The following is a 26,839-nucleotide window of genomic DNA, read 5'->3' as shown; positions in this document are numbered from 1 at the left end:
AATAGATAGTCATGTAAAACAAAAGGTTTATCGGGGACGCTACTGGCTAATCAGCACCAGCGGCGCGCTATAGCTCACATTGTCCAGCGTAACATCGTCATTAATCACTACGGTCTCGCCGGTCAGCACATTGCGATAGTGGCGATGCGCCAGCGATTCCGGCAGTGCCAGTCGGGTATGACTCCACTGTGCACCATTGAAAATCAGTCGTGGCGTAATCACCAGCAGCGCGTAGTCGCTGTCCTGACGGGCAAAGGCGATCACTTTTTCCGCATGTTCGCCCGATGCACTGAGCGGTTGATAATCACCGAAGCGGAACAGCTGCGCATGGTCGCGGCGCAGATGCAGCAGGCGCGCAACCATCTGCTGCTTCAGCCGGCCGCTCAGCCAGTCCTGCTGGCTGGCGAAATCCGGCGCGGCGTGGACATCCAGCTGCGCTGTCAGCTGAGCAAAATCCGGCTCGCGTCGGTTATCTGGATCGACAAGGCTGAAATCCAGCGCTTCGCAGCCCTGATAGATATCCGGCACGCCCGGCGCGGTCAGTTTGATCACCGTCTGGCTCAGGCTGTTAACCAGTCCGGCACGGATAAACGGCTGTAGTGCGTGGCTGAAGTCCTGCAGGAACGCCGGATTGGTGGGTGACAGCAGCTGGCGGGCATACTCCAGCACGGCATTTTCATAAGCTTCGTTGCTGTCCGCCCAGTCGGTGCGTAACTTCGCTTCGCGCAGGGCTTTTTCCACAAACGGCAAAAAGCGATCGCGCAGCGCGTCCAGTGCCGCCGTGTCCTCCGGCTGCAGCGTGGTGGGCCAGACGCCGGCCAGCGCCTGATACAGCATCCACTCGACCGGCGGTTCGGGCGCCGGGCCGTCCACCAGCGCGACTACGTGTGGTTGATTCATCTGCCGCCAGCGCGTGACGTTTTCCGCCCACAGCGCCGGCGCTTCGCTCAGGGTATACAGCCGCGCGCGCGCATCTTCGCCGCGCTTGGTGTCGTGCGTGGAGGTGCCGGACAGCCCATCCGGCTGATGCTGCAGTCGGGTTTGCATTTCGCTGTGGAAGCGTTCGAGCGAAAACGCGTGTGGCAGTGGTTCGGCACCCACTTCGTTGATCGCCAGCGCTACGTGATTGCGGAAAAACAGCGTGTCTTCGACCGATTTCGCCATCAGCGGGCCGGTCAGCTGCTGGAAGCGGGCGCGGAATTCCGCCGCATCCTGCTCGCCCTGTTCAGTGATCGCCCCCAGCAGTAATGCCTGCAAAAAGCTCAGCGCCGCAGGCGAGGCGCTGTGTTTAACCTGCTCCAGCACCTGTAATAGCAACGCTTCGCCTTCCAGCGGCATACCGGCTTTCCGGCCGTAGGTGCGATACACCGGGAAGGCGATCAGCAGTTCGCGCAGCGCCACGTGCAGCTCAGCCTCGCTGAAGTTACGATGCACCAGATCGGCTGCCTCGGTAGCCAGCGCCAGCAGGCGGCTGAATTCCCCGGCAAAGTTGCGATCAACCATCAGTTCACGTGCCGCACGCAGGCCAGCCGCCACGTCGTTACGTTCGGCGGATACCGCTTCATAGGCCAGATGCAGCATATCGATCTGATTATCATCAATCAGCGCATGCGACAGCGCGGCGATAAACTCGTAACCGGTGGTGCCGGACACCGGCCAGTCGGCGGGCAGTTGCTCACCGTCAGCGAGAATCTTCTCCACCGTGATATAACACGCGTCGCCCGCGGCCTGACGCAGCTGTTGCAGATAGCCGAGCGGATCGGCCAGCCCGTCAACGTGATCGACGCGCAGCCCGCTCACCACACCGCTGTGTACCAGTTCAAGAATCAGGCGATGCGAAGCCGCGAACACCTCTTCATCTTCGACACGCACGCCGACCAGCCCGGTAATTTCAAAGAAGCGGCGGTAGGAGAGCGCGCTGCGCGCCTCACGCCAGTTCATTAGCTGCCACGGCTGTTGCGCATGTAGTTCCGCGATGGCCGCGCGATCGCGCAGCGCCAGCACGTCCTCTTTACGCTGCTGCCAGCTGGCCGGCGTCAGCGGATAATAACTGTCGTAATAGACCAGCGCCGGATTGCCGCTGTGCGGATCGGCCTTGATGCTGAGTTCATCATTGGCCAGCACGCGGTCAAAATCATCGCCGAGGAACGGCAGCGTCAGCCTGCGCGACCAGTCGATATCAAAGTAGCGCGCGTAGCGGCTGGCTTCCCCGTGTTCAATCACATCGCGCCACCAGGCATTTTCCAGCGACGCCGCCATGTGGTTAGGCACAATATCGAGGATCAGGCCAATCCCGGCCTGCTGCAGCGCCGCGCTGAGGCGGTCAAAACCGGCGCGTCCGCCAATCGCCGGGTCAATCTCATTGGCATCGGTAACGTCATAGCCGTGCGTCGAGTCGCGCGTGGCGGTAAAAATCGGCGAGGCATAAAGATGGCTGATTCCCAGCTGCTGCAGATAGGGCACCAGCTGCGCTGCGCGGTCAAAGGTCATGCCGTTGCGGAACTGAATGCGGTAAGTCGCGGTTGGAATGCTCATTGCGCTGCTCCTTTTGCCAGACGCACGATGAGGGAGTGCTGCGGCAGCTCGCCGCTTTCCTGTGGCCACGCAAAGAGCGTCTCGCCGGGCATAGCGGGCAGCGGCTGGCTCTGCTGTCCAATATTCAGCGCCAGCGACAGCTGGCCCTGCGGGAACTGCCAGCTGACGGCGACAAAGCCTGGTGCGGTGCGCAGCACCTGGCCGTTATGCCTGCGGGCATCCGGCAGCAGCGGCACGATGTGCTGCTGGCGCAACGCCAGCAGCTGGCGCGTAAGCGTCAGCCACGCCTGGCCTGCGGGATTTTCCACTTTGCTCCAGTCCAGTTTCGAACGCGTGAAGGTCTCTTCAGCATTGGGATCCGGTACCGTATCGTCATGACCGGCGTGACCGGTAAATTCGCGCGCCCGTCCTTCACGCACCGCTTTCGCCAGATCGCCGTGGAAATCGGTAAAGAACAGGAACGGGTTGGTTTCACCGTACTCTTCGCCCATAAACAGCAGCGGAATATGCGGTGACAGTAGCAGGGTGGCGAGCAGCACTTTGGTGCGATCGACACCGGCCAGGCTAATCAGGCGTTCGCCCTGGGCGCGATTGCCCACCTGATCGTGGTTCTGGATGAAATCGACAAACGCCACCGGCGGCTGGCCTGCGCTGGGTACGCCGCGCCGCTGGCCACTCTGTGGCGACAGCTCGCCCTGATAAGCAAAGCCCTCGGTGAGAATGCGCGCGATTAATTTCTCCGGTACGTCGGCGAAATCCTGGTAATACGCGTGCGTCTCACCGGTGGCAAAGACGTGAATGGCATTATGGAAATCGTCGTTCCATTCACCGCTGAACAGTGGCGCGTTACCGTCCGCATCGCGCGGATGCAGGAAGATCACGTTGCGGCTGTCTTCGGTGGTGAGATGGATCGGGCGAGAGTGGATTTCACTGCGAATGCGTTCGGCAATCTCGATCAGCACATGCTGGCTGGACGTATCTTCAATCTGGTCGATGGCATCGAAGCGCAGGCCGTCGAGGTTAAACTCTTTCAGCCAGTAGAGCGGCGCTTCGACGATATAACGCCGCGCGGCATCGACATCGTACGCAATCCCGGCACCCCACGGCGTCATGCGCTCTTCGTGGAAAAAGGCCGGTGCCAGCAGCGGCAGGTAATTGCCTTCCGGACCAAAGTGGTTGAGCACAATATCCAGCACCACCGACAGTCCCAGCGCGTGCGCGGCATCGACAAAGGCCTTGAAATCATCCGGTGAGCCATAAGCCGAGTGCGGCGCATACAGCAGAACGCCGTCATAGCCCCAGCCGCGCGCGCCGCCAAACTGCGATACCGGCAGCACTTCGATCATGGTGACACCGAGGTCAGCCAGCGCAGGGAGTTTTGCGATAGCCGCGCGGAAGGTGCCTTCGGCGGTAAAGGTGCCGATGTGCAGCTCGTAGACCACCGTTTCGTGCCATGGCCGTCCCTGCCAGTCACGCTGTTGCCAGTCGTAATGGTGAGGGTCGATAACCAGAGAAGGGCCGTTGACATCGGCGCGTTGTGCCCGCGCGGCCGGATCGGGCACCGTGCTGCCATCGGCCAGCTCGTAGTGATATGCGCTGCCGTGACCAGGCCCGCGCAGCGTCAGGCTGAACCAGCCATCCTGCTGCGGCTGCATGGCATGCTGCTGACCATCGGCGTGAAGGGTAATTTGCTGCTGACCGGGTGCCCAAAGGCGAAACCGCACGCTGCCGTCAGCAAGGATTTCAGCACCCCAGGATTTTTCCAACGTTGTGGATTCCATTCTATTGCCTCGTTAAGCCCCGCACGGGGAATGGACGACATCAAGCGATTCGCGTTCCTTAAAACCATTTACTCTCTGAATACAAAAGACTAAATGCCCTGGTAGCAAACGGGTACGCAGATAAATCACTGAGTACCCTGAAAAATCATAGCCTATATTTTCAGATTTAATTCCCGCTGCGCTTTAAACAGTACCGTTACGTAAATTTTCCGATTTGTTCGCTTAAGCACCTTTTAATCTCAGTCATAGGCTACGCTTATCTCTGCGTAGTTAACCGCTGCGCGAAATAATGCCAGGCGGCACTGTCACCTAAATGAGGAGAACACTGATGAACGAAGATCGTATCAGCGGAAACTGGAAGCAGTTCAAAGGAAAAGTGAAAGAGAAATGGGGCCAGCTTACAGATGACGATTTAGACGTAGCCGAAGGGAAACGCGATCAATTAGTCGGCCGCATACAGGAGCGCTACGGCTACGGTAAAGATCAGGCAGAGAAAGAAGTCAAAGAGTGGGAAGATAGTAATAAATTTAACTGGTAGTGTTGGTTATCCCCGGTACACTGATGTGCCGGGGTTTTGTTATTTATAATGGCACTGTTTTTGAGCTGGATAAAATATCAGGCATGTCTTGATTTATTTTCTATGTTGTTTTAGACATATATATGCCTATGTATTCATCACTCCTGTAAAAAAAATTTTTCGGCCCCTGTAGGGTCGCCATTGATGGCGACCAATGATAGGTGCTTACCTGCACAAACGCTTTTTCTCAAAGGGGTCTGCGGTGATCGTCCTTATTGAGCGAAAGCAGCGCGACAAAACTCACTACGGCGGTGGCCATCACATACCAGGCGGGAATGTCGGCGTTGCCGGTTTGCTTCATCAGGCCGGTAATGATCAGACCCGCGCAGCCGGAAAACAGCGCGTTGGAGAGCGAATAGGCCAGCCCCAGCCCGGTATAACGCACGCGGGTCTGGAACATCTCGGCCAGCATCGCCGGTCCCGGTCCGGCCAGCATGCCCACCAGCGCACCGGCGATAAACACCACCAGCGCTTTGATCGCCATACCGCTCTCCGGATGCTGCAGCACTTTCAGCAGCGGGAAAGCCAGCACCAGCAGCAAAAACGTCGCCAGCAGCATTAATGTGCGGCGGCCATAGCGATCGCTGAGTATGCCGGCCGGCAGGATGGTGGCGGCAAAGCCGAGGTTAGAGATCACCGCAATCAGCAGCGCCTGGTTAAAGCCGGTATGCAGCGCAGCCTGCAGATAGGTAGGCATAATCACCAGGTAGGTATAACCGGCGGCCGACCATACCATTAACCGGCCAATGCCCAGCCCGATAGCGCGCAGCGTGACACCCAGCGATGCCTGCTGTTGTGGTGCAGCCGGTGTCTGGCTGAACTGCGGTGATTCGTCGAGTCCGCTGCGCAGCCACAGCGCCACTGCGCCGAGCGGCAGCGCCAGCAGGAAGGGAATGCGCCAGCCCCAGGCGTTCATGGCGGCGTCTCCCAGCAGCAGCGGCAGTACTGCCACCACGCCCGCGCCCGCCAGCAGTCCGAGCGCCACCGTCAGCGACTGCCACGCGCCATAAAATCCGCGCTTGCCAGGCGGCGCCGATTCGGTCATCAGCGAGACCGCGCCACCGTATTCTCCGCCAGCAAACAGCCCCTGCAAAATGCGTAGCAGTGTAATCAGCAGCGGCGCAGCCACGCCAATGCTGGCATAAACCGGGACCAGACCGATGGCGACGGTGGCCAGCGTCATCAATACCAGCACCGCGATCAGCACCGGTTTACGGCCATAGCGATCGCCCAGGCGGCCAAACAGCACCGCCCCTAACGGGCGAAAAAAGAACGCCACCGCAAAGGCCGCATAGGTGAGGATCAGGCTGGTGAGGGCGCTTTCTCCTTCGAGCTGGAAGAAATGTTTAGCGATCAGCGTGGCCATGAAACCGTATACGGCGAATTCATACCACTCGATAAAATTGCCGACGGATCCGGCAATCAGTACGCGCTTTTGATTAACGGCGGGAGCCACGGCAGATGACATCATTATCCCTTAATGAGTAAAAAACAGTCAGAGAGGGGCAGTCTACCGCAGCCCGGGGAGATTATCTGAGCTATAAGTCTGACGCAGGGCACAAAAAAAGGTGCGCATTGAGCGCACCTGATGTGAATATCTGCGAAGACTATGCTGGCTGCTGTTTTTTACGGCTGCGCTGTTTACGCAGTTTATCAATCAGTTTATGCGCCTCGGCTTTAGTCGCCACCGCAGGGGATGAACCTTTCAGTGGCTTACGTGCTGTCTCACTCAGCGTCAATACCGTTAACAAACCAATCACGCCGGCACCCATCATGTAATACGCCGGCATCATGGTATTGTGCGTAGTGTCGACCAGCCATGCGGTAATTAACGGTGTGGTGCCACCGAACAGCGAGACTGACAAATTAAAGCCGATAGCCAGCGCGCTGTAACGAATATCGGTGACAAACAGTGCCGGTAATGTCGCTGGCATGGTGCCGCTAAAGCAGGTATGTAGTAAGCCCAGCACGGCCAGACCGGCAAATACCCATAGCATGTTGCCAGAACCAATCAGCATGAACGCCGGGATCGCCAGCACTAATAATCCCAGCGCGCCGAAACCAATCACCGGTTTACGGCCGATGCGGTCGGTAAAATGGCCCCACATTAAGGTCAGCGGCATCATGATAAACATCACCACCATCACCAGCAACAGGCCGGATATTTCGCTCAGCCCCAGAATGCCGGTTAAATAACTTGGCATGTAGGCGGTCAGCATATAATTAGACACGTTAAACAGCAGCACCAGACCAATACACTTCAATAGCGGCTTACTCTGCGTGCGCAGCATTTGCCACAGCGTGAGCTGCGGCTTGTTATGTTCGGCCTCTTCACGCTTATCCATATGCTCTTTAAACGCGGGTGTCTCTTCCAGCTTCAGGCGGATATACAGGCCAAACAGCCCCAGCGGCGCGGCCAGGAAGAACGGTATGCGCCAGCCCCAGTCCATCATCGCCTGATGCGGCAGCAGCGCAATCATACCGGTCACCAGGCTGGCGCCCAGCAGATAACCGGCCAGCGTACCAAACTCCAGGAAGCTGCCCATAAAGCCGCGGCGTTTGTCGGTGGAGTATTCCGCAATAAAGGTGGCGGCACCGCCATATTCACCGCCGGTGGAAAAGCCCTGCACCAGACGCGCCAGCAACAGCAGGATCGGCGCGGCAATACCGATACTGGCATAGCTGGGAATAAGGCCAATACAGAAGGTACCAATCGACATCATAATCATGGTAAAGGCCAGCACTTTCTGCCGGCCAAAGCGATCGCCGAGTGGACCAAATACCATGCCGCCAATCGGGCGCACTAAAAACGCGGCCGCAAAAGTACCAAACGACGCAATAAGCTGCGCGGTATTACTGGCGTCCGGGAAAAATACCTGGCCGATAATCACGGCAAGGTAACTATAAACGCCGAAATCAAACCACTCCATGGTATTACCCAGCGCTGCGGCGCTGACGGCGCGTTTCAATAATTTGTTGTCAATGACGGTAATATCGTCAACGGTCAAATCAGGTTTATTGGTCATCGTTCCGGTGCTCATAAACTCCCCATGAGTAAAATTGGAGCGATCTTATAGCTTTCGCAGCCGGCACTTCACAAAGGGAAATGAAAGCTATAAGAGGCTGAAAGGCGGTCACCTTAGGAAATATTTTATCTTTACGCAAGTTTGCGACATATATCCTTGCAATTAAGCGTAGCGTTAGAGTATGAGACTGTCAAAAGGCGCAGCGGCTGAAATAACCCATTATGCTGATGTTTAAGGCTGATAGCATTCTGCACATGATATTCTTTGGTGAGGCGATGATTTATAGGGGAATATGCTGCATTGCTACAGGATAAGAATGTCGGCTTTGATAAATTTCATACGTTACAGGCAAGTACATCATCAAAGAATTTGGCTGAAAGGAATAGCCAGACTGTTGCCATGCTGGACACCAACCTGCGCCGCCAGTCTCGTAGCGGATTATCATTGATGACGTCGCTGCATAGCGTGGTCTGGCTCAATGACTGTCTTGTCGCGTTAATTATCGTGATTGCCGGCTGAATACATCTTTGAGACCCTGGGAAAGCAATGCGCGTGATAAACCGCTACCGTCCACAGGAATCAACGTCCTGCGATGAATTTTCCATTGGCCCGCAATGCGTTTTAACTCCCAGCGATTCACTACAACACGGTGTATGCGATAGCCAGGAGAGCTGCCGTGATTGGCCAGCATGCGTGATTCGCCTTTATCATCCAGATAAATTAACTGTAAATAAGAGGTGACTACCGCGCTGTCTCCGCGCAGATCAATCAAGGGTAATCCGGTAAAATGCGCTAATCCGCTAGCCAGTGCTTCCTCATGCTCAGGCCGCAAAATAAAGGCGGCTATCGCCTCTGCACCCTCCGCACCATCAAGATGAGGGCCACGATTGAATTCACTCTTTTCCAGATAAACCGATAATGTATATTCCGCCATTGCAGTATCTGCGCTGGGAGGATGTGACGCAATCAATTCATAAATAGCCAGTTTGTCTTCGATAATTTGTAATCTCTGCGCTAATTCAAGGTTTTCTTGCAGCATAAAGCGCTCCTGATATTATTTATTAATTATGATTTGAGTGATTATAACGAGATACTTACAGGCGTGAAGTTCCTGTATCTTAATGGTGTGTTAAGTGGCAATTAATAAAGGACATCAATAATGATTAACAGCGCGGAGTATCTGGCTTTACGGGCTTTTGTCGTGGTTGCTCAGCAACTGAATTTCAGAGCCGCTGCGGAAATACTCGGGGTATCCGCGTCAGCCGTCAGTCAGCAAATCACCGCGCTGGAAGCACAACTCGGGCAACGTTTGCTGAACCGGACCACCCGGGCGGTATATCTTACCGATGATGGCAAGTCCCTGTTTCTTCAGACTGCACCCATTATGGCTAATCTGTATGAAACCCTGCAGCAGGCACACGCCAGAAGCCAGGATATTAAGGGGCTGATTCGCGTTCATGCTTTTCGATCGGGTGCTGAAATGTTTCTTGATCACAATATTGCCGGGTTTCTTACTGATTATCCCAACGTGCAGCTGGATATCACAACCAGCGATGCGCCGGTCGATCTGAGCCGCGGTGGCTATGATTTATCACTGCGCTTAGGCGAGGTGCTGGAACCGGGATTTGTTGCTATTCCATTAGGCAAGCCGCTCCATCAGATTGTGGTCGCTGCGCCAGCATATCTGGCAAAGCATGGTGCGGTTGAAGTGCCGGAAGATCTGCTCAATCACAATTGCATCGGCTGGCGCTGGCCGGGAAGTAGCAGGGTAGAGCCCTGGCAGTTTTTAAATGAGGGGAAAATTTTTGATATTCCCGTGCATGGAAATCTGGTGGTAGACGATCGCGAAAGGCAGCGGCAGGCCGCTATTGCTGGCGCAGGTATTGCTCAGTTAACGGCGGAACGGGTCAGTGCATCGCTGGCCGCCGGCAAGCTTTGTCGCCTTCTGCAACCCTGGGAGATGGAATTCCCGGGTTATTCACTTTGCTGGATAGCGGGTAAAGCCATGTCACCTGCCATGCGCGCGTTTATACAATGGCTTCGCATAAAATAACCCTGCCCGGAGTGTGCCAGCGCACTCTGTTCACTTCGATTAATCACCACGTTTTTAGCTCATCTTCGCCCGGCTCGCCCCTATTATAAACGTTTACCAGCGGCTTCACGCTGAAACGTTTCATATCTCATTTCCGTACTCAGCCCATTGAAGAGTGTTCAGCGGATGTATACAACAGAACTTGTATACAAGTGCATTTTTTATCCATGTCACCAACACCGGGAAAGACCATGCAAAGTACAGATACTGAAATTGAAAAGCGGGTGATCCGTAAACTGTCGTGGCGACTGATTCCGCTGCTGATTGGCTGCTACGTTATTGCGGTGATCGATCGCGCCAATATCGGCGTGGCCGCCCTCACCATGAATGCCGATCTCGGCATCAGCGCCGCCAGTTTTGGCCTCGCCGCCGGTCTGTTTTTCCTGCCTTACGCCATCCTCGAACTGCCCTCCAATCTGCTAATGGAAAGGGTGGGCGCGCGCTGGTGGATCGCCCGCATTATGGTGACCTGGGGCATCATCTCCGGTGCGCATATGTTTGTGTGGAGTGAAAACAGCCTCTATGTGATGCGCGCGCTGCTGGGTGCAGCTGAAGCTGGTTTCTTCCCCGGCATCGTGTTTTATCTCACCCTGTGGTTTCCGGTGGCGTGGCGCGGACGCATCATCGCCTCGTTTATGACCGGCATCCCGATTGCGCTGATTATCGGCACACCGGTTTCCAGCCTGTTGTTAGAACTGCACGGATGGCTGGGGCTGCGCGGCTGGCAGCTGATGTTTCTGCTGGAGGCCATTCCGGCGATTGTGCTGGGATTGATCGTCCCTTTTGCGTTGCCCGATCGGCCGGAAGATGCCCGCTTCCTCAGCGCAGATGAGCAGCACTGGCTGGTGACAACACTGGCTGCTGAGCGGCAAAAACTGCCGTCGCGCGGCCACGGCGGTCTGCTGAAAGCGCTGTTCAGCCCGCTGGTGTTGTTGTTCAGCCTCACCTATTACGGACTGGCGAACCTCAACGGCGCGGTGAGCACTTTCCTGCCGCTGATCATCAGCGAAACCGGCTTAAGTCATGTTCAGACCGGATTCATCACCATCATCCCTTACGTATTTGGTCTGGCCGGCATGTTGGTGCTGGGACGCATAGCCGATCGTCCCGGGTCGCGTCTGCTGGCCAACTATCTGGCGCTGATCTTCTCCTTTGTCGGGCTGTTATGCGTTGCGTGGTTCGATAACTCGCTGGTGAAAATGATGTTTTTGTGCTGTTCGGCATTTGGCTTTTTCGGCGCGATGCCGGTGTTTTGGGGATTGCCCGCGCAGTTTATCCCGGCGTCCGTGGTGGCGGGCGGCCTCGCCCTGATCAATGCGCTGGGCAGTATTGCCAGTGTGGTGAATCCGTGGGTCATCGGCGTGATACGCGACCGCAGCGGCAGTTATAACGGCGGATTTTACTGGCTGGCGGCGATGGCCATGCTCTCGATTATTACCCTGAGCATCATCTTCCGTCGTCAGCGTTTACCGGCTTACCAGGCCAGCAATGAACAACGTGAGGGGCAGTAGTATGAAGATTATTGATGTCCGGTTACTTCAGGTGAAAGGCGTGATGCCGGGAGAGGGCGATTTCTGGGAGGAGCGTCTCGCACGTCCCACCGATGTCTATGCGCAGTTTCGTACCGTGAATAATCATGACGGTGGCGTTCAGCTGGAAAACGGTTTTGCCATTACCACTGTGTTTCTTGAGATCGTTTCTGATGAGGGCGTGGACGGGCTGGCAGGACCGGTGCCGCATGCCGTTGCGTCAATCATTCATGGCCAGCTGCGGCCGTTGTTGCTGGGTCAGGATCCGCGCGACACCGAGCGTTTGTGGGATCAGATGTACCGGGCGCAGATTCATGGGCGTCAGGGCGATGGCATGCTGGCGATCAGCGCGGTGGATTGTGCCTTGTGGGATTTGCGTGCCAAATGGATGCAGCAACCGGTGTTTCGCCTGCTGGGCGGGTCGTTACGGGAAGAAATTCCGGCGTACGCATCGATGCTGGGCTTTGCGGTGCAGGATATGGCGCGGGTGCACGAGCGGGCGCTGGAGTATAAGGCGCTGGGATATCGCGGACAAAAATGGTTTTTCCGCCACGGCCCGATGAGCGGCAGAGAAGGGCTGAAGAAAAACATCGAACTGGCAAAAACGCTGCGCGAAGCCGTGGGGGATGATTACGATCTGATGTTTGATTGCTGGCAGTCGATGGATGTGACGTATTTGCTTGAACTGGCGAAGGGCATTGAGCCGTATCGCCCGCGCTGGCTGGAAGAGTGCGTAATGGCCGACAGAATCGGCAGTATGCAACGACTCAAAGACAAACTGTCCATCCCGATGGCGGGAGGCGAACATGAGTACACGCGCTGGGGTTTTAAACGCTTCTTTGAATCCGGGGCGCTGGATGTGATTCAGCCCGATATCTACTGGTGCGGTGGGCTTTCAGAAACGCTAAAAATTGCCGCTATCGCCACCCTGTACGATTTGCAAGTGATCCCGCACGGTCATTCCAGCATCGCAACGGCCCATTTCAGCACCACGCAATCGCCGATCCACACGCCTTATCAGGAGTATCTGGTGAAATGGAACGATATTCATCAGTACTTCCTGCGCGATCCGCTGGTGCCGCAGAACGGGTTAATCCCGGTACCGCAGGGACCCGGCATGGGCATGGCACTTAATCCAGCGCATATTCAGCAGCAGACATACTTGTTCACCTCATAACCCAACGCTCCCTCAAACAGGCCCGTTATTGTTTGGGGGATCTGTCTCTTGTATACTACAAAACACAGTGCCCACCGTCATTCTGACCCCCTAAATGCTCGCTGTTTAAAGGACGCTCGCCACGCTATGCCCGCCGATAAACTCATCATTGACTGGTCATCGAAAAACATCCTCCGCCCGCAGTCACTGAGCAGCATTCTGGCCGATCATATTCGTGACCTGATCGTGAACTGCCAGATTGCACCCGGTGCATTAATTTCCGAGAACGATATTGCCACCCAGCTTAACGTGAGCCGGACGCCGGTAAGAGCGGCGCTGCAAAAGCTGGAGATGGAGCGTCTGGTGCAAATTATCCCGCAGCGCGGCACTTTTGTGTTTTCGTTCAATGAGCGGGAGATGCGCGAAACCTGTGAGATGCGGCAGATTCTGGAATCAGGCGCATTAAAGCTGGCACTGCAACACGATCGTCAGGCGCTGATCGCGCGCCTGAACGAACAGCTGGCGCGTGGACGCGATGCATTACAAAACGCGCCGGAGACCTACCGCGAAACCGATGCGGCGTTTCATATGGCACTGATTGAAAGCAGCCAGAACAGCGAGCTGGTCGGTTTTTACAAAACCAGCATCAACCGCATTCGCGCCTTTCTCAATCACCTGACGCGCACGCCGGATGAGTTCCAGGGTTCGCAAAACGATCATGAGGCGATCGTGGCGCGGTTAACTAATTACGAGGATGAACAGGCGCTGGAACTTCTGCACTGGCATCTTGGCGGCATTATGCGCATGTTCCAGCGGTCGGTGGCGGACACCGACTCAGCCAGTTGATCGGCATCACTTCGCAGTCAGAACATCGCTGAAAAGCGATCACGCCTCAAGCGCTGCAACCACCGCCAGACCCGCCAGCTCCGCGCTGGCCAGCAGTTGCTCAACGCTGTGACCCTGACGCGCTCTGGCAGAAAGTCCGGACATCACGGTGCTGACAAAATCGGTCAGACGCTGCGCGTCCTGTGGGTAGCGGGCCGCAATATAGCCCCGGATGGTATCCTCAGCGGCGCGATGAAACACCCTGGCCGCCTCACGCGCCTGCTGATCCTGACAGCGAATCCCTTCCAGCACCAGGCAACCGGCACACACCTCATCCCGGGCATAATGCAGCGCCGCCGCTTTCAGTAATGCATCGAGGGATTCGGCCACCGGGCGGTCGTCGCGCAGTATCTCAGCCAGAGGAATCGAGCCGGTGGCGGCGTAGCGATCGAGAACGCGGGCATACAATCCGGCCTTGTTACCGAACGCGCTGTAAAAGCTCGGCGGATTGATGCCCAGCGCGTCAGTGACATCGGCGACGCTGACGGCGTCATAACCTTTGGCATGGAATAACCCCTGCGCAACCGCTACGGCGTGTTCGGGGTCAAAGTTGCGGGGACGACCAGGTGATTTCATATTTTATAGTGCTCGCTACAAAATTACATTGACATTAAATCGGGCTCATTTTGTAATGCATACTAAGAAATCACACGTGGAGATGCAAATGAGCGTATTTAAAGATAAGCAGGTTCTGGTTCTGGGCGGCAGTCGCGGTATTGGTGCGGCTATCGTGCGTCGCTTTGCTGATGAGGGTGCCAGCGTGACCTTCACCTTCTCCGGTTCGCCCGAGGCCGCCGAAAAACTGGCGCACGAAACCGGTTCGGCTGCCGTTCATACCGACAGCTCAGAGCGCGATGCGGTGATTGCCACCGTGCGCGACAGCGGACCGCTGGATGTGCTGGTGGTTAATGCTGGTATCGCCCTGTTTGGCGATGCGCTGGAACAGGATCCGGACGCGGTCGATCGCCTGTTCCGCATTAACATTCACGCGCCGTATCATGCTGCGGTTGAAGCCGCCCGACAGATGCCAGCCGGCGGCCGCATCATCATCATCGGTTCGGTCAATGGCGACCGCATGCCGATTCCCGGTATGGCGTCTTATGCGCTAAGTAAATCCGCTTTGCAGGGGCTGGCGCGCGGCCTGGCGCGGGATTTCGGCCCGCGCGGCATCACCATTAACGTGGTGCAACCGGGCCCGATTGATACCGATGCCAATCCGGAAAATGGTCCGATGAAAGATCTGATGCACAGCTTCATGGCCATCAAACGCCATGGCCGTTCTGAAGAGGTGGCGGGCATGGTGGCCTGGCTGGCAGGACCCGAAGCCGGTTTCGTCACCGGCGCCATGCACACCATTGATGGGGCGTTTGGCGCATAACGTCAGTGTCTGAACAGGGCGCTGACCACCGCGCTGAATACCGAACCGGTGGCAAAAGCGTGTTCGGTCATGTGCTCTTCATGGCGAATATCAGCCAGCCGCCGCAGCGCCGTCTGCGCGCTGGCTGCATTAATTTCTTCATCCATCTTGCTGTAACCGTCCGCCATCAGCAGCCGGGCACGTTCCGAATCCGATCGTTCCAGCGTGGCGATAACCTGTTGTTTGCGATAAAAAACGTAATCTGTCATAAGTGCGTCCTGTTGCTGTGATCGTGATTATGCCGCGGAGGCGATGGTTTAAATCAGCTGAACATCGCACCCTCTTGGTAGCGGCGCAATCAAAACCTGGCCGTTGTATAAACAATTCGCAGCATACCGGTTTCTCCCCCGCGCGTCAGGCAACCTATTTTATCAGCCCGGCCCTTCGCTGCCCGCTGCCAGCAGCGGCACCACGACATCACTGATCGGCGTAGCAATAGCATGCTGACGGCCATAGCGCTTTACCACACCATTGCGGGTATCCCACTCCAGCGGGCGGTTGGCCTGACGATCGGCGAGGATCGAAGTGCTCAGATCGGGCGGCGCGCGGTGAAAGCCATCGATAATTTCCTGCGACACGCTGTCGTCGAGCACCGCACCGGCCGCGCGCGCCACCGTCAGGCACTCCTGTAAATAGGCTAATCCCAGCTGCGTAATATCACCGCGGCTAAACATGCCGGCGCGACGGTTGGCCAGCACCATCAAACCGGCGGCGGCATTTTGTAACAGCTTGCGCCAGGCGATGGAGAGAAAGTCCGCGGCCAGTGCCACCTCGCAGCGCGTGTCGCGCAGCGCATCCACTACGCGCGCGGCCTGCGGCACATCCGGCAAGGTCAGGCGAGGCTGGGCGCGCAGCCAGACTGACGCATCCGGCTCGCGCTGCGCCGGGAACCACACCACCGAAGGTAATACCGTGGCGCCGTTGACATAAGGCGCCAGCTGACTCTGCTGCTCGACGCCATTTTGCAGCGCGCACACCACGGTTTTTTCATCGCACAGAGTGGCCAGCCACGCGGCGCTGTCCGCGACCTGGGTGGTTTTAACCGCCACGAACAGCAAATCGCAGCGTTGTGTCACGTGCGAGGCATCATGCAATACCGGACCAGGCACGCTGATTTCTCCCGCATCGTGGCGCAGCGTTAACTGGGCATGGGCCGTGCGGCCGCACAGCAGCGGGGTGCGCCCGGCTTCATGCAGTACCGCCGCGACGGTAGTACCAATTGCACCGGGGCCCAGCAGGGCGATTTTACAACGTTCAGACATGCTGCCATCTCCTCATCGCTTAACCGATCATCAGCGTGCCGAGTGCAATCACCGCACACGCCAGCATTTTTCTTACCGTTAATGCTTCACCGATAAACAGCGCGCCCAGCACGGCGGCAAACAGCACGCTGGTTTCACGCAGCGCCGACACCGCGCCCATCGGCGCTGCCGTCATGGCGTAAATGATGATGCCGTAGGCCAGCAGCGAAACCAGGCCACCCGCCGCGGCGCTCAGCACGCCCGGTCGCCACTGCAGCAGGCTTTTGCTGTCGCGCAGCGCGATGTAGACCGCCGGCATTAATATGCCCCACAAGCTGCACATCCACGCGGTATACGCAAATGCATTGCCGGCAACGCGCACGCCCATGCCGTCCACCACGCTGTACGCGGCGATAAAGGCACCGGTCGCCAGCGTGTAGCGCAGGCCCGGCAGCGCCAGTTTGCCGCCGCGCAGCGCCAGCGACACAATGCCAGCGGACACCAGCACGATGCCGCACAGCGTAGTAAAGGCGATGTGCTCGCCGGCAAACAGCGCGGCGGCGCAGGTCACCAGCAGCGGCGACGATCCGCGCGCAATCGGATAGGTCTGGCCGAGATCGCCGCTCTGGTAGCTGCGCACCAGGCACAGGTTATAGCCGACGTGCAGCAGCGCCGACAGCAGCGCATATTTCCAGCTGGCGCGCGCCGGCAGCGGCAGAAACAGCGTACTGAACGCACACACCAGCGCGATCGCCACGCACATAATGGTCATCGACCACAGGCGATCGGATCCGCCGCGCAGTAAGGTGTTCCAGCTGGCGTGCAGCAGTGCGGCGCACAGCGTTAAGACAATAATGTAATCAGGCATAGGCTGATGCTATGCAGCCGCAAATGGATTGGAAAGCGAAGATTTATCATTGCGCTATGAGTAAATACTCATGCTTCACTGATAATCCTGCTGCGCCTGACGTGATTCAGCGAGCAGCCAGCGACGAAAATCAACAATATGCGGCTGGCTTTCAATGCCCTGCGGACAGACGAAATAGTAGGCGGCGGGCGAGGAAAACGCGACGTTGAACAGCCGTACCAGGCTGCCGTCGCGCAGCTCTTTTTCAACATGACCGCTGCGCGCCAGCGCCACGCCTTGCCCCAGCAGCGCGGCTTCCAGCGTCATATTGGTGTCGGCAAAACGTACGCTCTCCTGTAAGGCATCCAGCGTCAGGCCGACCTGTTTAAACCAGATCTCCCACTTTGGCACCAGATCGGCGCCATCACGCATCAGCAGCGGGTAACGCAGCAGCTCTGCCGGTTCCTGCGGTGTGCCGAAGCGCTGCAGCAGCGCCGGGCTGGCGACCGGAAACAACTTTTCACGAAACATAAATTCGCTGTGCAGCGCCGGATAATTGCCATGGCCAAAGCGGATCGCCACGTCAGAATCCTGGCGCGAGAAGGTAATCGCATCATCGGTGCTTTCCAGCGTTACCAGAATTTCCGGGTGCTGGCGCGTCAGGCCCGGCAGGCGCGGCAACAGCCACTTCAGCGCAAACGAGTAGGTGGTATTCACGCGCAGCCGCACGCGGCCTTTCTGCTCGCGTAAGTCGGCTAAGGTGGTTTCCAGATTACTGAAAAACTCGCGCACGATCGGTGCCAGCGCCGCACCGGCCGGCGTCAGACTCAGCGTTTTGCCGCGCTGAAACAGCTGTACGCCCCAGATCTCTTCCAGGTTTTTGAGCTGATGGCTGACGGCGCTTTGGGTGATAAACAGCTCTTCCGCGGCGGCGGTAAAGGTCGGATGGCGCGTTGCCACTTCAAACGCGCGCAGCATGGCGGTAGGCGGTAACTCTCTCATCGGTGCAGCCTTGTTTTATGAGCGTTCACTCATGATAGCGGAATCGTCTGTTCGCTCACGAAACTTATTCACCCACCCTCCAGTTTAGCCTCACAGCCTGTCACTTTGCTGACAGTGGCCGACACATTCATCACTGAATCGGCGGCCAGCTGAATGGTTGGTTATTTACCGCGTGGCGGTTTTAATCCGCCGCCGGATAGGGTTCCCGCTGCGCTCGCGTCCTGACGCTGATTAACTATGTTTATCACTCAATATAAGAATGGGGTGATGAAATGCGAAACCGTGTATTTAGCGCGCTGGCGTTATTGTTATTATCCGGCTGTGGCGCGAATAACAGCGCCTCGCCGGTTACGGCACCTGGTGCGCCGGAAGCGGGGAAAACCGCGCTGCTGGAGAGCGGGGCGGCGGCGTTGCAGTCGCGGCCGCCGATTGAGGCGATCAATACGTATCTGGATGGTTTTCATTATTACTGCGGGAATCAGCAGGGGCAGATGGAGGCCCATCACTACGTAACCATTCTTAATGACGATGTGATGCAGGCGGTTATTTATGACGGTAACAAAAAAGACGCCAAATTAATGGGCGTGGAATATATCATCAGCGAACGTTTATTTAAGCAACTGCCGGCGCAGGAAAAGCAGTACTGGCACAGCCATCGCTATGAAGTGAAATCCGGTACGCTGATTGCGCCCGGCCTGCCGCCGGCCGCGGAGCACGCGCTGATGAGCAAAATCGTCAACACCTACGGAAAAACCTGGCACACCTGGCATACCGACCGCGATAAAACGCTGCCGCTGGGCGCGCCGACGCTGATGATGGGCTTTACCGCCGACGGTCAGCTCAATCCGGCGCTGCTGGCTGACCGCGACAAGCGCTTTGACGTCGATACTGCGACAATCCGCACTGACCGCGCTGATATCGCCGCCCATCCGGTGGCAGAGGGGGCCGATCGTTGCCGGCGCGTGCATCCGTAACCGGCGATTCCGCTTTACTCGTGATACATCTGGCTGCGCCCACCGTCGATCAGGATATCGGTGGCATTGATGAAGCGCGCCTCGTCGCTGGCGAGAAACAGCGCTGTGTAAGCCACTTCATCCGGCTCGCCGATGCGTTTACACGGCAGCAGCGCCGCCTGACGCGCGCGCTCGGCCTGCGGATCCGGACAGCTCGCCAGCCAGGCTTCAGCGGCTGGCGTCATGATCAAACCGGGCGAAATACTGTTTACGCGGATGCCCTGCGCGGCGTACTCCACGCCCAGCGAACGCGTCAGGCCGATCAGCCCGTGTTTAGCCACCGGATAAGGGAACGCGCCGGGAATGATTTTGTGCCCGTGCACCGATGCAACGTTAACGATGTTGCCATACTGACGCGCCAGCATCGCCGGCAGGACGCTGCGTATCAGGTTGTACGGCCCTTTCAGATTGGTGTTCATGCAGCGCTGCCAGTCATCCTCGTCCAGCGTCAGCGGATCGCGAAAAACGTTTACGCCAGCGCAGTTGATCAGGATATCAATATCTCCCAGCGCCTGCTGCGCCTGCTGTACCGCGTGGCTAACCTGCTGCGGCTGCGTGACATCGGCTGCGCAGGCCAGACAGCGCTGGCCGGACTGCTGCTGTAGCTGCGCCGCCAGCGCTTCGCTGCTGTGTGCGTCGCGATCAAACAGCGCCAGGCGGGCGCCTTCGCGCGCAAACAGGGTGGCGATGGCGCTGCCGATGCCGCTACCGGCACCGGTAATGATGGCGGTTTTATTGGCTAAACGTGGGGACATAGTCGCTTCCTTATGAGGATGTCGGGAGAATCAGCCAGTCGGCCAGTTCAAGGGTATTATCACCGCGCTGCAGGCGAATCAGCGGCCAGCTGTCGCTGCGCGTGAGCGGCACCAGCCCGCTGCGGCTGAGCAAAAAAGTGTCTTCGCTTTTCACGCCGCTCAGCGTCGGGTTCCACGCCAAGGCGGTGTCGGGCTGTACCTCGCCGCGACTCTCCGGGGTGATAATCCAGTCGCGACAGCCGTAGCCAGCCGGTCCGCCCTGATGATGATCGCGCCACGCCTCAGCGTGGCCGTGGCGTTGATAAGCCTGAGTGATGTCGGCAAAAACCGCTGACCAGCTGCGCTGCGCCTGGGTGGCATACAGCATATCGGCGTGGATCTCCGCCAGCGTCAGAATGCGCTGGCGCAGCGCCGGGTCGGGTTCGCCGAGATGCACCAGGCGCGTCAGGCTGACATGCAAACCGTGCCGTTCGGCACCGAGGGTGATCAGCATCATGCGCTGCAGCGTTTTGCGCGTCGGTACCGGATGTTTAAATGCGGCGATGCGCTCATCGGCGGCCACCAGCGTGCACATTGGGCGAATGCCGCGCGCCAGACAGCCGGCGGCAATGTCGGCTTCGACCTGCCATTCGCTGACGCCCGCGCGCAGCTGGCGCGCCACCGTTTCGACAATCTGCGCCGTCTCCTGTCCCAGCGTGCGAAAGCGCTGCTGTTCCGGTGCGCTCAGCCCCTGGCGCAGCGTGATCATCTGCGGCTGGATATCGCTCAATCCTGCCATGGGCGTATCGCTGCCGATATTGCCCGCCGGCAGCACGCTGCTCAGCGACTGGTACCACGGATAGTGCCGGGTCGCACAGCTGAACGGCAGGGGCTCTTCGGCCAGAATGCGCGGTAATTCATTGCCCGGTGCCAGCAGCAGCACGCTGTCGCGGCCGATCAGCAGGCTGGCAACGCCGGTCTCGGCACGCTCTACCACATAATAGCTGGCCCCGTCGGTAAGCCAGGCGATGTTATCGCGGCGCGTCAGCAATACCGCATCCAGCTGCCAGTGCGCCAGCGCCTGTTGCAGGCGCGCCAGTTTGTCACTCATACACGGCCTCCTTGTGCTCAACGATCTGCGACTGCAGAACCAGCTCCGCAGCGCGATGCGCCACGGCCATCACCACCGCATTGGTGTTGCCACTGATAGTATTCGGCATCATCGAGGCATCCACCACGCGCAGCCGCTGTACGCCGCGCACGCGCAAGTCGTCGTGCAGCACCGCCAGCGGATCGTCATCGTGTCCCATGCGGCAGGTGCCGACCGGGTGATAGCCGGTTTTCACCATGCGCCGGCAGTGGGCGCCAATCGCTTCATCACTGGTGACTTCCGCACCAGGGAAGATCTCCTGATCGACCATCTCGCGGATGGGCGCGGCCGCCAGCACCTGACGCGCAAAGCGAAAACCGGCGAGGGTGCGGGCTAAATCGTCCGGATGGCCGAAAATCTGCGTATCGATCACCGGCAGGCTGCTGGCGTTGTTATCGCGCAGCGTGACTTCACCGGTGGCTTTAGGGCGCAGCAGCAGGGAGTTCACCGTGACACCGTCACCGGGATCGGCACCCATTACATCGCGATCGAGATATACCGTTGGCACGCAGAACATCTGAATGGTGGGCGTCGCCGTGAAATCGAGCGGATCGAAAAAGGCGCAGGTTTCCACGCCGGTGGTAGTCACCGGGCCGCTTTTGAACAGCAGATATTGCAGTCCGGCTTTGACCATCGGCCAGCCGCGATCTTGGCCGTAGTAGCCAAACGCACCGCGCGTGCTGGCAACCACCGGTACTTCGTAATGGTCCTGCAGGTTTTTACCCACGCCCGGCAAGGCATGGCGCACGGTAATACCGTGTTGTTTCAGCTGTTCCTGCGGACCGATGCCGGAGAGCATCAACAGTTTTGGCGTCTGATAGGCACCGGCGGCCAGAATCACTTCGCGGCTGGCGCGCGCCTGTTGCGGCTGGCCATCCTGACGATAGCGCACGCCGCTGGCGCAGGTGCCGTCAAACAGCACCTCTTCAACCTGCGCACCGGTGACCAGCGTCAGCCGTGCGTCATGGCGCAGCGGGTTGATAAACGCATCGACCACGCTGCAGCGTTGCCGCGTCTGACCGTCGATGGTGTGCTGCATGAAGCCGACGCCAGACGGATTGCCGCTGTTAAAATCCGGCGTGTAGGGAATACCCAGCCCCTGCAGGGTTTTGACATAGGCGCGGCTCAGCGGACTGAAGTGGCCGAGATGCGACACTTTCATCGGGCCGCCAACGCCGTGATTGGGTGCGCCGAGGTGATCGTTATCTTCGATGGCGGTAAAGTGCGGCAGCAGCGCCTCCCACGACCAGTCGATGCCCTGATGACCCAGCGCCTGGTTCCAGTCGGCGTAATCCTGTTTATGACCGCGCATGTAGACCATGGCGTTGACAGTCGAACCGCCGCCCAGCACTTTGGCCTGCGGCACGATCACGCCGCGTCCGTTGAGCTGCGGCTGCGCTTCGGTTTGATGCATAGTCAGAAACCGGTCGCTGGCGAGAAACTTCATATAGCCGGCGGGCATTTTCAGCACCGGATGGTATTCGTCGCGCCCGGCCTCCAGCAGCAGCACGCGCGCATTTCCTTCGCTGACCAGGCGCGCGGCAACGATACAGCCCGCGCTCCCGCCGCCCACCACAATGTAATCGTACTCTTTCATAACGCTCCGTTTACTCCGATGCGATGGAATCTAACCGGCGCAGGCGCTGCGCCGCCGGGTTGTGCTGCTCGCCCGGATCGAGCGGACTGAGCAGATAACGCCACGAGATAAACGCACTCACCAGATACAGGAAGGCGTAGCCCCAAACCACCCCGAGTGTGCCGAGCAGCGCATTGATTGCGCCGTACAGCGCCGGACCGAAGAAGGTGGACAAACCGGCGGCGAAGCAGTAAATCGCCATGGCGTTACCTTTGTCCTTCGGCTGGCACAGCGAGGAGAACAGCGCGGCGGCGGGCACGTAGCCGCACAGCGTGATGCCGTACAGGCACGCGCAGATCACGCTGAGCACAAAGCTGCCGTGGCTCCACTGCGGCACAAAGTACATCAGCAGCATCGAGACACCGGAGCCGAGGCCGCCGAACACCGTCAGCACTTTGCGCCAGCCGATGCGGTCGCTCAGCTTGCCGACGATGGGATTAAAGCTCATGCCCACCAGTCCCATGATGGTGATCAGGCTGAGGTATTCGGTCTGGGAAAAGCCAATCTGTTCGGTGAAAAAGCCCGGCAAAAAAATAAAGAAGCCGAAGTAGGGCGTGGTGTTGATGATGCGCACCACTGCCGCGGCAGCGATGCGCGGCTCACGCCACAGAATATCGATGCCGCCCATCAGCGTGCGCAGCGTGCCCTGCTGACGATGTTCGGCATCCAGCAGCGACTGATAACCGCTGCGCTCTTTCAGCGCCAGCAGCATCACCAGCAGACCGATCGCCACCAGACCCAGTGACAGCCAGAAGGTGGCGTATTCGCCCACCAGGCGGATAGAGAAGATCGCTACCAGCGAACCGAGCGTCGGCAGCCCGCCGGTAAATGCCAGCCAGAACCAGCCGGTGGCGGAGCCGCGCATCTCCGCCGGGGCCGCCGACTGAATCCACACCAGAAAGGCGTAGGCAAACATCGGATAAGCCACGCCGCGCAGGCCATAGGTTAGTGCCAGCAGCAGCACGCTGTGCGACGGCAGCGCCACGGCCAGGAACAGCACTTCAAACACAATCCAGATCAGGCCGCCCGCCAGCATCACTTTACGCGGGCCGATCAGCGTTGACAGCGAACCGGCCAGCCATGAGCCCAGCGTGACGGTGACGCCGTAAAAGGCGATTACCCAGGCAGCGATATTCAGGGAGAAGCCGTTTTCGTGCAGATAGGGCGCGAGATAGTTGGACTCGACGCCGTCGCCAATCATAAACAGCAGGACTGCCAGATAGCCCCAGGCCAGCGCGGGCGGAATGCCGAGGCGGATCAGCCACGGATGGGTTGCAGGTGATGTTGTCATTATGTTTTCTCTGTAGGGTTGGTGTCAGCACAGCCAGATAAAGCGTTCGCCCGGCATTATCAGAACGTTTTTTACCGGAATAGCGCGAACAGGTTGTTATGAGCAGGGACTCTAAAGCACGGCAGGCGCGCAGGATGGCGCAACCATCACAGAAGTCAGTAAACACTGTTTAGTAAGATGAGCGCGGATGAAGCGAAAGGAGGCCGCGTGAAAACCGTCGGACTGAATAATTTCCAGGTGCGTAAGCACAATAAAGCGCTGTTTATGCAGCTGATGTGGCGTCATAAACGTCTGAGCAAATCGCAGCTGGCGCAGCTCAGCGGCCTGACCATACCGGCAGCCAGCAAGATTTTGCAGGAGCTGCTGGAGCAGGGCCACGTGCAGCACTCCAGCGCCACGCTGAGCACGCGCGGCAACAGCAACGGCAGTTTTCAGCTGCCAGCGCAAGGCGCGTGGACGCTGTGCCTGTGTGTCAAGCCGACCAGCATTGAGCTGCAGCTGGCGGATGCGCAGCTGGTGGCGCAGGGCGACTATCAGCAAATCAGCATCAACGCGCAGACGCCAGAGCAGCTGCTGGCGGAGATTGAAACGGTGTGGCGCGCGACCTGTAAACGCTGGCCGAAGCGGCAGATTAATCTGGCGCTGGCGGTGCACGGGCAGGTCGATCCGGTAACCGGCGTCTCGCAGCATATGCCGCAGGCGGCGTGGCGCAGCCCGCTGCAGCTGAAGTTTCTGCTGGAGGAGAAGCTGGCAGTTGACGTCCGCGTCGATAACGACTGCGTGATGCTGGCGCTGGCGGAAAAGTGGCTGAACCGCAATGCGCTGGCCGAATTCTGCGTCATCAATGTCGATTACGGCATCGGCTCATCATTTGTCATCAACGGCGAGATCTTTCGCGGCAACCTGTACGGCAGCGGGCAGATTGGCCACACCATTATTGATCCGCACGGGGAGCGCTGTAACTGCGGACGGCAGGGCTGCCTGGAGACGGTCGCCTCGCTCAGCACGCTTAAGCGGCTGGCGCATCAGCGCGCGCCGCAGACGGTGCAGCCCACCAGCCGTCAGCTGCTGACCGCCTGGCAGGCCGGCGAGCCGTGGATCGTCGAGTGGGCGCTGCGCAGCGCGGAAGCCATCGGCATGAGTCTGTACAATTTCCTTAATACGCTGAATATCAATCAAATCTGGCTGTACGGTCGCAGCTGTACTTTTGGTGAGAGCTGGCTGCAGACCATCGTGCACCAGATTGATTTCAATCCCTTCGATCCGCGCGATGCGCTGAAAAGCAAAGCCACCAACGTGCATTTCGGCCAGCTGGATCGCGCGCGTCAGGTCCTCGGCATCGGTTATCTCTATGTCGAGGCCGATCCCGGTACGGCGTAGTTTACTAAACTCCTGTTACTAAAATCTGTGAGAGGCTGAACTTTCACCCTGCGGTATCGGTGGTGAGATAGCCGCACTTTGACCCTGGTGCGGAGAGTGGCCGTGAACAATCATCAACATCTGAATATGCGTTACGTGTGGAGCATCTGTCTGGTGGCAGCCTGCGGCGGTTTGCTGTTTGGCTATGACTGGGTGGTGATTGGCGGGGCCAAACCCTTCTATGAGGCCTGGTTTAACGTCACCGATCCGGCGGCATCCGGCTGGGCGATGAGCTCGGCGCTGGTGGGCTGCGTGTTTGGTGCGCTGGTGTCCGGCTGGTCAGCGGACAAGCTGGGGCGGCGGCTGCCGCTGATTGTCGCCGCACTGCTGTTTGTGGTGTCGGCGATCGGCACCGCGCTGGCCAGCAGCTTTACGCTGTTTGTCTGGTGGCGCATTATCGGCGGCGTCGGCATTGGTATCGCCTCGGCGCTCAGCCCGATGTACATCGCGGAGATCAGCCCGGCAGACAAGCGCGGCAAGTTTGTCGCGGTTAACCAGCTGACAATCGTTATTGGCGTGCTGGCGGCGCAGCTGGTCAACCTGATGATTGCCGATCCGGTCGTCGGCGCATCAACCCATGCGGCGCTGCGTGAAACCTGGAACGGTCAGGTTGGCTGGCGCTGGATGTTCGCCTCGGCTGCCGTGCCGTCGCTGGCGTTTCTGCTGCTGATGATGTGGGTGCCGGAATCACCGCGCTGGCTGATGCTGGTGGGCCAGCCGCAGCGCGCGCTGGCGATGCTGAATAAAATTGGTTCGCCTGCTTATGCGCAGCAGACGCAGCGCGAGATTGCCCGCGCGCTGGAACAGGATCGCCAGCAAACGCGCGCCCGCGCCGGCTCGCTGCTGGCACCGCGCACGCTGCCGATTGTCATCACCGGCATCGTGCTGGCGATTTTCCAGCAGTGGTGCGGTATCAACGTGATTTTCAATTATGCGCAGGAGATTTTTGCTTCGGCTGGTTTCGATATCAACGGCACGCTGAAGTCGATCGTGGCCACCGGCCTGATCAATTTGCTGGCAACAGTGCTGGCGCTGCCGCTGGTGGACCGGCTCGGCCGCCGCAAACTGATGCTGATCGGTGCCGGAGGACTGACGCTGTGTTATGCACTGATTGCCGGTGCCTACACGCTGGGCATCACCGGCTGGCCGGTGCTGATTCTGGTACTGGCGGCGATTGCGGTTTACGCGCTGACGCTGGCGCCGGTCACCTGGGTGCTGCTGGCGGAAATTTTCCCTAACCGGATTCGCGGTCTGGCGATGTCGGTCGCCACGCTGGCGCTGTGGATTGCCTGTTTTGTGCTGACTTATACCTTTCCCATCCTCAATGCCGGACTTGGTGCAGCGGGCAGCTTTATGCTGTATGGCGTGATTTGTGCGGCGGGCTTTGTCTTTGTGCTGCGTCGCGTGCCGGAGACCAAAGGCATATCGCTGGAGCTGCTGGAGCAGCAGCTCACCGCAGGCGAGCCGGCTGCGGTGGCAGGTGAGCATTCGCTGCGGTAACCGCAGCC

Annotated in this window: 24 protein-coding genes; 10 read left to right on the top strand and 14 right to left on the bottom strand. The window is 58.4% G+C overall.

The features are described 5' to 3' along the window. Positions 1-39: 39 nt before the first annotated feature. On the bottom strand, positions 40-2,535 hold the full coding sequence (gene treY, locus C1N56_RS21285) for a malto-oligosyltrehalose synthase (protein WP_394517519.1): 2,496 nt from the start codon (positions 2,533-2,535) through the stop codon (positions 40-42). Further along, positions 2,532-4,316 (bottom strand): malto-oligosyltrehalose trehalohydrolase, encoded by a 1,785-nt coding sequence (treZ, locus tag C1N56_RS21280; protein WP_394517518.1) that lies wholly within the window; start codon positions 4,314-4,316, stop codon positions 2,532-2,534. The genes treY and treZ overlap by 4 nt, the downstream gene beginning before the upstream one ends. A 328-nt stretch (positions 4,317-4,644) precedes the next feature. On the opposite strand from treZ, the gene C1N56_RS21275 reads away from it, so the two are divergent. Continuing rightward, a complete protein-coding gene (locus C1N56_RS21275) occupies positions 4,645-4,854 on the top strand; it encodes a CsbD family protein (RefSeq protein ID WP_021509571.1) in 210 nt (69 codons plus the stop codon). Between the two features lie 226 nt (positions 4,855-5,080). On the opposite strand, the gene C1N56_RS21270 is transcribed toward C1N56_RS21275, so the two are convergent. Both C1N56_RS21270 and proP read right to left on the bottom strand, forming a co-directional pair. Continuing rightward, on the bottom strand, positions 5,081-6,364 hold the full coding sequence (locus C1N56_RS21270; RefSeq protein ID WP_394517517.1) for an MFS transporter: 1,284 nt from the start codon (positions 6,362-6,364) through the stop codon (positions 5,081-5,083). A gap of 136 nt (positions 6,365-6,500) precedes the next feature. Then, complete coding sequence (gene proP / locus C1N56_RS21265) at positions 6,501-7,934, bottom strand: glycine betaine/L-proline transporter ProP (protein ID WP_031280122.1); 1,434 nt, start codon at positions 7,932-7,934, stop codon at positions 6,501-6,503. A 285-nt stretch (positions 7,935-8,219) separates the two neighbouring features. On the opposite strand from proP, the gene C1N56_RS21260 reads away from it, so the two are divergent. Beyond that, positions 8,220-8,438 carry a hypothetical protein gene (locus tag C1N56_RS21260; protein ID WP_152999226.1) on the top strand — a complete coding sequence of 73 codons (219 nt, stop codon included), beginning with the start codon at positions 8,220-8,222 and terminating at the stop codon, positions 8,436-8,438. Here C1N56_RS21260 and C1N56_RS21255 read toward each other — a convergent pair. Further along, entirely contained in the window at positions 8,419-8,958 is a 540-nt protein-coding gene (locus C1N56_RS21255; RefSeq protein ID WP_021509568.1) for a nuclear transport factor 2 family protein, read from the bottom strand. The genes C1N56_RS21260 and C1N56_RS21255 overlap by 20 nt on opposite strands. A 120-nt stretch (positions 8,959-9,078) precedes the next feature. Here C1N56_RS21255 and C1N56_RS21250 point away from each other — a divergent pair, with 120 nt between their 5' ends. From C1N56_RS21250 to C1N56_RS21235, 4 genes are all read left to right on the top strand, one after another. Continuing rightward, positions 9,079-9,972, top strand: a complete 894-nt coding sequence (locus C1N56_RS21250) for a LysR family transcriptional regulator (RefSeq protein ID WP_222952296.1) — start codon at positions 9,079-9,081, stop codon at positions 9,970-9,972. A gap of 230 nt (positions 9,973-10,202) precedes the next feature. Then, positions 10,203-11,522, top strand: coding sequence for an MFS transporter (locus C1N56_RS21245; protein WP_021509566.1), 1,320 nt, complete (start codon positions 10,203-10,205; stop codon positions 11,520-11,522). Position 11,523: 1 nt separating this feature from the next. Then, the gene (locus C1N56_RS21240; RefSeq protein WP_394517516.1) at positions 11,524-12,717 is read left to right on the top strand and encodes an enolase C-terminal domain-like protein; all 1,194 of its coding nucleotides are present in this window, start codon (positions 11,524-11,526) and stop codon (positions 12,715-12,717) included. Positions 12,718-12,843: 126 nt separating this feature from the next. Then, positions 12,844-13,542 (top strand): GntR family transcriptional regulator, encoded by a 699-nt coding sequence (locus C1N56_RS21235; protein ID WP_104187178.1) that lies wholly within the window; start codon positions 12,844-12,846, stop codon positions 13,540-13,542. Between the two features lie 39 nt (positions 13,543-13,581). On the opposite strand, the gene C1N56_RS21230 is transcribed toward C1N56_RS21235, so the two are convergent. After that, entirely contained in the window at positions 13,582-14,157 is a 576-nt protein-coding gene (locus tag C1N56_RS21230) for a TetR/AcrR family transcriptional regulator (protein ID WP_394517515.1), read from the bottom strand. Between the two features lie 88 nt (positions 14,158-14,245). Between C1N56_RS21230 and bdcA the strand changes: the two genes are divergently transcribed. Next, the gene (gene bdcA / locus C1N56_RS21225) at positions 14,246-14,959 is read left to right on the top strand and encodes an SDR family oxidoreductase (protein WP_021509562.1); all 714 of its coding nucleotides are present in this window, start codon (positions 14,246-14,248) and stop codon (positions 14,957-14,959) included. 2 nt (positions 14,960-14,961) lie between these two features. Here bdcA and C1N56_RS21220 read toward each other — a convergent pair whose 3' ends face one another. From C1N56_RS21220 to gcvA, 4 genes are all read right to left on the bottom strand, one after another. Further along, the gene (locus C1N56_RS21220; RefSeq protein WP_058781389.1) at positions 14,962-15,207 is read right to left on the bottom strand and encodes a hypothetical protein; all 246 of its coding nucleotides are present in this window, start codon (positions 15,205-15,207) and stop codon (positions 14,962-14,964) included. 162 nt (positions 15,208-15,369) lie between these two features. Beyond that, positions 15,370-16,260: an oxidoreductase gene (locus C1N56_RS21215; RefSeq protein WP_394517514.1), complete on the bottom strand. Its 891-nt coding sequence runs from the start codon at positions 16,258-16,260 to the stop codon at positions 15,370-15,372. Between the two features lie 19 nt (positions 16,261-16,279). Beyond that, on the bottom strand, positions 16,280-17,107 hold the full coding sequence (locus tag C1N56_RS21210; protein WP_394517513.1) for an EamA family transporter: 828 nt from the start codon (positions 17,105-17,107) through the stop codon (positions 16,280-16,282). A gap of 75 nt (positions 17,108-17,182) precedes the next feature. Next, positions 17,183-18,088 (bottom strand): transcriptional regulator GcvA, encoded by a 906-nt coding sequence (gene gcvA / locus C1N56_RS21205; RefSeq protein ID WP_394517512.1) that lies wholly within the window; start codon positions 18,086-18,088, stop codon positions 17,183-17,185. A 272-nt stretch (positions 18,089-18,360) separates the two neighbouring features. Between gcvA and C1N56_RS21200 the strand changes: the two genes are divergently transcribed. After that, complete coding sequence (locus C1N56_RS21200; protein ID WP_104187186.1) at positions 18,361-19,062, top strand: OBAP family protein; 702 nt, start codon at positions 18,361-18,363, stop codon at positions 19,060-19,062. Positions 19,063-19,076: 14 nt separating this feature from the next. On the opposite strand, the gene C1N56_RS21195 is transcribed toward C1N56_RS21200, so the two are convergent. From C1N56_RS21195 to C1N56_RS21180, 4 genes are read right to left on the bottom strand one after another with little or no spacing between them, the layout of a single operon-like run. Continuing rightward, positions 19,077-19,856, bottom strand: coding sequence for an SDR family oxidoreductase (locus C1N56_RS21195; RefSeq protein ID WP_394517511.1), 780 nt, complete (start codon positions 19,854-19,856; stop codon positions 19,077-19,079). Positions 19,857-19,866: 10 nt separating this feature from the next. After that, positions 19,867-20,946, bottom strand: coding sequence for a M24 family metallopeptidase (locus C1N56_RS21190; protein ID WP_394517510.1), 1,080 nt, complete (start codon positions 20,944-20,946; stop codon positions 19,867-19,869). Then, entirely contained in the window at positions 20,939-22,582 is a 1,644-nt protein-coding gene (locus tag C1N56_RS21185; protein ID WP_394517509.1) for a GMC family oxidoreductase, read from the bottom strand. Before C1N56_RS21185 ends, C1N56_RS21190 begins: the two co-directional genes overlap by 8 nt. A 10-nt stretch (positions 22,583-22,592) precedes the next feature. After that, positions 22,593-23,912 (bottom strand): MFS transporter, encoded by a 1,320-nt coding sequence (locus C1N56_RS21180; RefSeq protein ID WP_021509553.1) that lies wholly within the window; start codon positions 23,910-23,912, stop codon positions 22,593-22,595. A 207-nt stretch (positions 23,913-24,119) separates the two neighbouring features. Here C1N56_RS21180 and C1N56_RS21175 point away from each other — a divergent pair, with 207 nt between their 5' ends. Together C1N56_RS21175 and C1N56_RS21170 are read left to right on the top strand one after the other, a co-directional pair. Next, positions 24,120-25,292 carry an ROK family protein gene (locus C1N56_RS21175; protein ID WP_394517508.1) on the top strand — a complete coding sequence of 391 codons (1,173 nt, stop codon included), beginning with the start codon at positions 24,120-24,122 and terminating at the stop codon, positions 25,290-25,292. Positions 25,293-25,394: 102 nt separating this feature from the next. Then, positions 25,395-26,831 (top strand): sugar porter family MFS transporter, encoded by a 1,437-nt coding sequence (locus C1N56_RS21170; RefSeq protein ID WP_394517507.1) that lies wholly within the window; start codon positions 25,395-25,397, stop codon positions 26,829-26,831. Positions 26,832-26,839 lie beyond the last annotated feature (8 nt).

It is taken from the genome of Pantoea sp. SGAir0175 (genome assembly GCF_043547855.1).
This window is presented reverse-complemented; position numbering and strand designations above follow the sequence as displayed.

What these genes read in the sequence shown, in the direction of transcription:
- treY (WP_394517519.1), bottom strand. Translation starts at nt 2,535, where the DNA reads ATGAGCATTCCAACCGCGACTTACCGCATTCAGTTCCGCAACGGCATG.
- treZ (WP_394517518.1), bottom strand. Translation starts at nt 4,316, where the DNA reads ATGGAATCCACAACGTTGGAAAAATCCTGGGGTGCTGAAATCCTTGCT.
- C1N56_RS21275 (WP_021509571.1), top strand. Translation starts at nt 4,645, where the DNA reads ATGAACGAAGATCGTATCAGCGGAAACTGGAAGCAGTTCAAAGGAAAA.
- C1N56_RS21270 (WP_394517517.1), bottom strand. Translation starts at nt 6,364, where the DNA reads ATGATGTCATCTGCCGTGGCTCCCGCCGTTAATCAAAAGCGCGTACTG.
- proP (WP_031280122.1), bottom strand. Translation starts at nt 7,934, where the DNA reads ATGAGCACCGGAACGATGACCAATAAACCTGATTTGACCGTTGACGAT.
- C1N56_RS21255 (WP_021509568.1), bottom strand. Translation starts at nt 8,958, where the DNA reads ATGCTGCAAGAAAACCTTGAATTAGCGCAGAGATTACAAATTATCGAA.
- C1N56_RS21250 (WP_222952296.1), top strand. Translation starts at nt 9,079, where the DNA reads ATGATTAACAGCGCGGAGTATCTGGCTTTACGGGCTTTTGTCGTGGTT.
- C1N56_RS21245 (WP_021509566.1), top strand. Translation starts at nt 10,203, where the DNA reads ATGCAAAGTACAGATACTGAAATTGAAAAGCGGGTGATCCGTAAACTG.
- C1N56_RS21240 (WP_394517516.1), top strand. Translation starts at nt 11,524, where the DNA reads ATGAAGATTATTGATGTCCGGTTACTTCAGGTGAAAGGCGTGATGCCG.
- C1N56_RS21235 (WP_104187178.1), top strand. Translation starts at nt 12,844, where the DNA reads ATGCCCGCCGATAAACTCATCATTGACTGGTCATCGAAAAACATCCTC.
- C1N56_RS21230 (WP_394517515.1), bottom strand. Translation starts at nt 14,157, where the DNA reads ATGAAATCACCTGGTCGTCCCCGCAACTTTGACCCCGAACACGCCGTA.
- bdcA (WP_021509562.1), top strand. Translation starts at nt 14,246, where the DNA reads ATGAGCGTATTTAAAGATAAGCAGGTTCTGGTTCTGGGCGGCAGTCGC.
- C1N56_RS21220 (WP_058781389.1), bottom strand. Translation starts at nt 15,207, where the DNA reads ATGACAGATTACGTTTTTTATCGCAAACAACAGGTTATCGCCACGCTG.
- C1N56_RS21215 (WP_394517514.1), bottom strand. Translation starts at nt 16,260, where the DNA reads ATGTCTGAACGTTGTAAAATCGCCCTGCTGGGCCCCGGTGCAATTGGT.
- C1N56_RS21210 (WP_394517513.1), bottom strand. Translation starts at nt 17,107, where the DNA reads ATGCCTGATTACATTATTGTCTTAACGCTGTGCGCCGCACTGCTGCAC.
- gcvA (WP_394517512.1), bottom strand. Translation starts at nt 18,088, where the DNA reads ATGAGAGAGTTACCGCCTACCGCCATGCTGCGCGCGTTTGAAGTGGCA.
- C1N56_RS21200 (WP_104187186.1), top strand. Translation starts at nt 18,361, where the DNA reads ATGCGAAACCGTGTATTTAGCGCGCTGGCGTTATTGTTATTATCCGGC.
- C1N56_RS21195 (WP_394517511.1), bottom strand. Translation starts at nt 19,856, where the DNA reads ATGTCCCCACGTTTAGCCAATAAAACCGCCATCATTACCGGTGCCGGT.
- C1N56_RS21190 (WP_394517510.1), bottom strand. Translation starts at nt 20,946, where the DNA reads ATGAGTGACAAACTGGCGCGCCTGCAACAGGCGCTGGCGCACTGGCAG.
- C1N56_RS21185 (WP_394517509.1), bottom strand. Translation starts at nt 22,582, where the DNA reads ATGAAAGAGTACGATTACATTGTGGTGGGCGGCGGGAGCGCGGGCTGT.
- C1N56_RS21180 (WP_021509553.1), bottom strand. Translation starts at nt 23,912, where the DNA reads ATGACAACATCACCTGCAACCCATCCGTGGCTGATCCGCCTCGGCATT.